We start from the raw sequence: 4,717 nt of genomic DNA, 5'->3' as shown, positions 1-4,717 counted from the left end.
CCCTGCACCGACCCGGGCGCCGGGCGTGCGGGGGCGGGTGCCGAGCGGAAGAGCCCCAGCAGCGCGGACACGAGACGAGACGTGGTTCCCATACCGACACCCTAGGCAGACGCGCGCGTGGCGGATGCCGGCTCGCGCAACCGACGGTGGATGCCGTTCGCACGGGCATCGCAAGACCGCCGGCGCACGGCGAAGGGGGCGCCGCCGACGGATCGGCGACGCCCCCTCGAGGGGTGGAGACTCAGCCCCGGGTGTCCGAGAGGACGTAGCCCTCTTCACCGTGCACCACGGTGTCGATACCGGCGATCTCGTCCTCGTTCTTGACGCGGAAGCCGATCGTCTTCTCGACCGCGAAGCCGATGATGAAGGCGAGCACGAAGGAGTAGACCAGCACCGCGAGGGCCGCGATCGCCTGAACAATCAACTGGTTGGCCGAACCGCTGAAGACGAGGCCCGTGTCTTTGGCGAAGAAGCCCAGGTAGAGCGTGCCGAGCAGACCGCCCACGAGGTGGATGCCGACGACATCGAGCGAGTCGTCGAAGCCGAGCTTGAACTTCAGCTCGATCGCCAGGGCGCAGACCGCGCCGGCGAGGAGGCCGAGCACGATGGCCCAGAACGGCGTCAGTGCGGCACACGCGGGCGTGATGGCGACCAGGCCGGCGACCGCGCCCGAGGCCGCGCCGACCGAGGTGGGCTTTCCGTCCTTGATCTTCTCGACGATCAGCCACGACAGCAGGGCGGCGGCGGGAGCCGCGATGGTGTTGACGAAAGCGAGGGCGGCGGTGTTGTCGGCGGCGAGCTCCGAGCCCGCGTTGAAACCGAACCAGCCGAACCACAGCAGACCGGCGCCGAGCAGGACGAACGGCGGGTTGTGGGGGACGTGGGCGCCCTTCTGGAAGCCGACGCGCTTGCCGAGCACCAGGGCCAGGGCGAGGGCGGCGGCACCGGCGTTGATGTGAACCGCGGTTCCACCGGCGAAGTCGATCGCTCCGACGCCGAAGACGTCCTGCAGGCCGTGCGTGATCCAGCCGCCGTACGAGAAGGTGCCGTCGTCGGCGAGGCCGAAGTTGAAGACCCAGCTCGCGACCGGGAAGTACACGACCGTCGCCCAGATGGCGGCGAAGATCATCCACGCACCGAACTTGGCGCGGTCGGCGATGGCACCCGAGACCAGGGCGACGGTGATGATCGCGAAGGTGGCCTGGAAGGCGACGAAGGCGAGCGGCGGGTACGCGGCTCCCTCGGGAGCCTCGAGGACGTTGCTGAGGCTGAGGTTGGCGAAGTCGATGTGCCACGGGGCCTGCGTCGTGCCCTCATCGGTGGCGGGGAACGCGATCGCGTACCCGTAGAGCACCCACAGGACGCCCATGAGGCCCATCGCGCCGAAGCTCATCATCATCATGCTGATGACGCTCTTGGCCTTGACGAGACCGCCGTAGAAGAATGCGAGTCCTGGCGTCATGAGCAGCACGAGTGCCGCTGCTATCAGGATGAATGCGGTGTTGCCTTGATCCATCTCGGAGGGAACCTCTCTGCAGGGACGCAGGTAAAGCGTCGGGTCCCCCCAGTGTTCACAGCCCCGGTTTCCATCGGCGTTCGACTCGTGTTTCAGGGTCGTTACAGGGATGCCGCCGAAGTAAACATCGCGTTTCGCGCACCCGAGAGCGGGTGATGAGAGCGGGTCAGGAGTGAGTGAGGGCCACGAGGCGCGACACCGCGCGCAGGTACTTCTTGCGGTACCCGCCGGCGAGCATCTCGTCGCTGAACACGGTGTTCAGTGGAGCTCCGGTCGCGCGGATCGGGATCTGCGCGTCGTAGGCGCGGTCGATGAAGGCGACCAGGCGCAGCGCGGCCGACTGGTCGTGCAGCACCTGCACGTCGCGCAGTCCGATCGTGTTCACACCGTCGATGAGTCGGATGAAGCGCGAGGGGTGCACCCGCGCGAGGTGGCCCACGAGGCCCGCGAACGGATCATCGGATGCCACTCCCCCGGCCGCGGCGGCATCCATCGCCGTCTGGTAGTCGTCGTCCGACAGCACCTTCGCCTCGCCGTCGATGGCGCGCTGGCGGAAGTCGGTGCCGTCGATGCGGATCGTGCGGAAGCTGTCGGCCATCGACTGGATCTCGCGCAGGAAGTCCTGCGCGGCGAACCGTCCTTCGCCCAAAGCGTTCGGTGGGGTGTTCGAGGTCGCGGCGAGTCGGGTTCCGGATGCCACGAGCTCCCCCAGTAGGCGGGTCATGACCATCGTGTCGCCCGGGTCGTCGAGCTCGAACTCGTCGATGCAGAGCAGGTCCGATCCGCGGAACAGCTCCACGGCCTTGGCGTAGCCCAGGACGCCGACGAGGGCGGTGTACTCGATGAACGAGCCGAAGTACTTCCGTCGCGCGGGCATGGCGTGGTAGATCGCGGCCAGCAGGTGGGTCTTCCCGACGCCGAAGCCGCCGTCGAGGTACACGCCGGGCTTGACCGGCGGGGTCTTCTCGGCGCGTCGGAAAAAGCCGCCCTTCTTCGCGGGGGCGGACTGCTTTCCGGCGAAGGCCTGCAGCAGCTCTTTCGCTTCCTGCTGCGAGGGGTAGGCGTCATCCGCCCGGTACGACTCGAAGGTCGCGCCGTCGAACTGCGGCGGCGGCACCAGGGCGCTGACCATCTCGGCGCCCGTGACCGCGGGGACGCGGTCGGTGAGGTGGATGAGGCCGGTCGTCGCGGGCGTAGAGGTCATGGCCGTCCTGTGTCGCAGTCTTACGGGGAGGGTGCGTGCCCCTTGCCGCGGATCTAGGGTCGAAGGTGCGGTGTCCACCCTATGCCGCCGCATCCGCCGTCCCGACCGAGGAGACACCGTGACCGTCGAGTTCGACACCACCTCGCCCAAGTTCGCCGACTACTCCGAGCCGGGTCGGCTCGTCACCGGCGAGTGGCTCCAGCAGCGTCTGGGGCAACCGGGTCTGGTCGTAGTCGAATCCGACGAGGACGTCCTGCTGTACGAGACCGGGCACATCCCCGGTGCGGTCAAGGTGGACTGGCACACCGAGCTGAACGATCCCGTCGTGCGCGACTACGTCGACGGCGAGGGTTTCGCGGCCCTGCTCAGCCGCAAGGGCATCTCGCGCGACGACACCGTGGTCATCTACGGCGACAAGAACAACTGGTGGGCCGCGTACGCGCTGTGGGTCTTCTCGCTGTTCGGTCACGAGGACGTGCGCCTGCTCGACGGAGGCCGTGACAAGTGGATCGCCGAGGGGCGCCCGCTGACGACCGACAAGGCCGAGGTCGCCGCCACCGACTACCCCGTCGTCGAGCGCGACGACTCGCTGCTGCGCGCGTACAAGGACGACGTGCTCGCCCACCTCGGCAACCCCCTGATCGACGTCCGCTCCCCCGAGGAGTACTCGGGCGAGCGCACCACCGCGCCGGCCTATCCCGAAGAGGGGGCGCTGCGGGCCGGCCACATCCCGAGCGCCCAGAGCGTGCCGTGGGGCAAGGCCGTGGCCGAGGACGGCGGTTTCAAGTCGCGCGCCGAGCTGGATGCCATCTACCGCGACGGCGCGGGGCTGAACGACGGCGACAAGATCGTCGCCTACTGCCGCATCGGCGAGCGGTCCAGCCACACCTGGTTCGTGCTCAAGCACTTGCTCGGCTTCGACGACGTGCGCAACTACGACGGCTCGTGGACCGAGTGGGGCAGCGCGGTGCGTGTGCCGATCGTCTCGGGCTCCGAGCCGGGCGAGGTCCCGGGGCGCTGACCCCGCCGACCCGGTCGGGCGCGGGCGTGGGAGGATGACGGAGATGTCCGACACCGCCCTCCCCGCCCGCCTCGCCGAGATCCGCGACGAGTTCCTCGAGCTCGACGAACCCGACCGGCTGCAGCTGCTGCTGGAGTTCTCTCAGGAGCTCCCCGACGTTCCGGCCGAGTACGCCGACCACCCCGAGCTCGCCGAGCGCGTCGCCGAGTGCCAGTCGCCGGTGTTCATCATCGTCACGGTCGACGACGACGACCGCGTCGCGATGCACGCGACGGCGCCCGCCGAGGCGCCCACCACGCGCGGTTTCGCCAGCATCCTGTCGCAAGGACTCACGGGGCTGACGGCCGACGAGATGCTGGCCGTCCCCGACGACTTCCCCCAGAGCATCGGTCTGACCCGCGCGGTCAGCCCCCTGCGCATCGCGGGCATGACCGGCATGCTCATGCGCGCCAAGCGTCAGGTACGCGCCAAGCGCTCCTCCTGAGGTCGGCCTCATCGGATTAGCCGTCGGTGCGCGGCATCCGTCGTCAAGACCGCGCGAGCCCCTGGGCCTCGACCCAGTCGCGGATCGCCTCGGACCACCGAGTCTCGTCGTAGTTCCACAGCTTGGTGTGGCGCGCGACCGTGAAGGTCTGCATCGTCACGAGGTCGGGGCGCGCCGCCGCCAACGCGTGCGAGGCCTCGGAGGGGACGAAACCGTCGTCGTCGCTGTGCAGGATGAGGATCGGATGCCGCAGCTCCCCCGCGCGGGCAACGCCGTCGAGGCGGTCGAGCGGGATCGGCTCGCCGCTGCCGAGCACCGCAGCCCCCCAGTTCGACACGATCGTGCTCTGGGCCAGCGCCACGACGGGAGCGGGCAGGCGCATCAGGCGACCCTGGAACGACAGGACCGTGCGCCAGTCCACCACCGGGGATTCCAGCACCAGGCCGGCGATCACGTCGCCGTGCGGCGACTCCAGCGCGGCCTGCAGAGCGA

General features: G+C 69.1%; 5 protein-coding genes. 2 read left to right on the top strand and 3 right to left on the bottom strand.

Features of this window, described 5'->3' with window-relative positions:
• Nucleotides 1-241: 241 nt before the first annotated feature.
• Nucleotides 242-1,516: an ammonium transporter gene (locus tag DBR36_RS16480; RefSeq protein WP_108320777.1), complete on the bottom strand. Its 1,275-nt coding sequence runs from the start codon at nt 1,514-1,516 to the stop codon at nt 242-244.
• Between the two features lie 166 nt (nt 1,517-1,682).
• On the bottom strand, nt 1,683-2,720 hold the full coding sequence (gene zapE, locus DBR36_RS16475) for a cell division protein ZapE (protein ID WP_108320776.1): 1,038 nt from the start codon (nt 2,718-2,720) through the stop codon (nt 1,683-1,685).
• Nucleotides 2,721-2,838: 118 nt separating this feature from the next.
• On the opposite strand from zapE, the gene DBR36_RS16470 reads away from it, so the two are divergent.
• Nucleotides 2,839-3,741 (top strand): sulfurtransferase, encoded by a 903-nt coding sequence (locus DBR36_RS16470; protein WP_108320775.1) that lies wholly within the window; start codon nt 2,839-2,841, stop codon nt 3,739-3,741.
• A gap of 43 nt (nt 3,742-3,784) precedes the next feature.
• Nucleotides 3,785-4,225, top strand: coding sequence for a SufE family protein (locus DBR36_RS16465; protein WP_181373661.1), 441 nt, complete (start codon nt 3,785-3,787; stop codon nt 4,223-4,225).
• Nucleotides 4,226-4,268: 43 nt separating this feature from the next.
• Here DBR36_RS16465 and DBR36_RS16460 read toward each other — a convergent pair.
• On the bottom strand, nt 4,269-4,717 hold a 449-nt coding region (locus DBR36_RS16460; protein WP_219927680.1), incomplete at its 5' end, for a S9 family peptidase.

Origin of the sequence: Microbacterium sp. HMWF026, assembly GCF_003061325.1 — a bacterium.
Lineage (GTDB): Bacteria > Actinomycetota > Actinomycetes > Actinomycetales > Microbacteriaceae > Microbacterium > Microbacterium testaceum_E.
The sequence above is the reverse complement of the archived record's forward strand: the minus strand, read 5'-3'. Positions and strand labels throughout refer to the sequence as shown.